Here is a 2,017-nt window from a genome sequence, read left to right as displayed (position 1 = left end):
ACTCCGCCTGCATCCACAACAGACGATTGACGATGGCCCCGTGCGAGACCGCCACACCCTTCGGACGACCCGTCGACCCCGACGTGAAGATCACGTACGCCGTGTTCGACGGCCGCAGCGGCGAGATCCGGTCGGCATCCGTCACCGGAGCATCGGAGTACGCGGACAGATCCACGGTGTCCACAGCCAGCACCGGAACCGGCTTCTCGGACGCGACGTCGAAACCGTCACGGTCGGTGGTCAGCACCACTGCCGGTTCGGCCACATCCAGCACGTACCCGTTGCGGTCGGCCGGCTGATCCGGATCCACCGGGACGTAGCCACCACCGGCAGCGAGAACCGCGTACATCGCCACCACCAGGTCCACCGATCGGCGCATCCCCAACGCCACCGTGGACTCCGGTCCCACGCCCACCGCGATCAGATGTCGCGCAAGACGATTCACCCGCGACGCGAACTCGCTGTACGACAGCGACCGATCGTCGGACACCACCGCCGGCGCCTCCGGCGACCGCTGTACCTGCTCGTCGAACGCCGACGGCAACGTTCCCGCCGTCACCGCCCGGTCGGTCGCGTTCCAGTTCGTGAGTACCGCCTCCCGCTCGGCGGGAGCCAGCAACTCCACGTCACCCACGGTTGCCGCGGGATCGGTCACTGCCGACAACACCCGCACGAACCGCTCCGCGAACCCGATCACCGTGGACTCGTCGAACAGGTCCGTGGCGTAAGCGAATTCACCGTCGAGCGCGTCGAGTCCGGTTTCCGCGTCCACGTGGTGGGAGAAGGTGAACTGGAGATCGGCCCGGGTGGCGACCCGGGTGGAGTCGAGGGAGTCGACGGTCAGTCCGGGCAGTTCGAAGCTGCCCCCGTCGAGGTTCTGGAAGGTGAGCATCACCTGGAAGAGCGGATGATGCGCCTGGGATCGCGGTGGGTCGAGCACCTCCACCAGCCGCTCGAACGGCACATCCGCATTCCCGAACGCACCCAGATCCGCCTCCCGGACCCGAGCGAACAGTTCTGCGAACGATTCACCCGGGTCGACCCGAGTGCGCAACACCAGCGTGTTGACGAACATCCCCACCAGATCGTCGAGCGCTGCCTCACCGCGTCCGGCCACCGGTGTCCCGATCGTCACATCGTCGGTGTTCGACAGCCGCGCGAGCAGCACCGCCGACGCCGCATGCACCACCATGAACTCGGTCACCCGATGCGCCGCGGCCGTCTTCCGCACCCGGGCGACCACCTCGCCCGGCACCACGAAGCGATGCACCGCACCCCGACCCGACGCCACCGCCGGACGTGGCCGATCCGTCGGTAGCTCCAACGGACCCGCCGATGCGCCCAACGCCGCGCGCCAGTAATCCAGCTGCCGCGACATCACCGAACCGGGATCCGTTTCGTCCCCGAGCACCCGACGCTGCCAGATCGCGTAGTCCGCGTACTGCACATCGAGCGGCACCCACGCCGGCGCGGCGCCTCGCACTCGCGCCTCGTACGCGATCATCACGTCCCGAGTCAGCGGTGCCATCGAGAACCCGTCCGCCGCAATGTGATGCACGACGAACATCAGCACGTACTCGGTGCTCGCGACGCGCAGCAGGCGCGCGCGGATCGGAACATCGCGTGTGACGTCGAACTGCGTCGCGAAGAACTCGTCGACGGTGTCCTGCACCGCGTCGGCGGCGGTGTCCACGACGGGCAGGTCGATGACTGCGTCCGAGATCGGCAACACCTTCTGGTAGCCGACACCGTCCGTCTCCGGGTAGACGGTACGCAGCACCTCGTGTCGACCCACGACGTCGCGGACGGCGGCGCGCATCGCGTCGGTGTCGAGGGTGCCGGAGAGCTTCAGAGCGGCCGGAATGTTGTATGCCGCAGAGGCCGACTCCAGACGATTGAGGAACCACATCCGCTGCTGCGCAGGCGACAACGGCACCCGCTCCGGCCGAGGCTGCGCCACCAACGCCACCCGACCACCATCACCGGCACGCGACTCGAGCCGCGCCGCCAACCCCAC

General features: G+C 68.1%; 1 protein-coding gene. It reads right to left on the bottom strand.

What is annotated here, in order from left to right:
* On the bottom strand, positions 1-2,017 hold a 2,017-nt coding region (locus tag LDQ05_RS19530), incomplete at both ends, for a condensation domain-containing protein (protein WP_226438606.1).

The organism is Rhodococcus yananensis, from assembly GCF_020515525.1.
GTDB lineage: Bacteria > Actinomycetota > Actinomycetes > Mycobacteriales > Mycobacteriaceae > Rhodococcus > Rhodococcus yananensis.
Note: the sequence above shows the minus strand (reverse complement) of the source record. Positions and strands in the feature narration are given on the sequence as shown.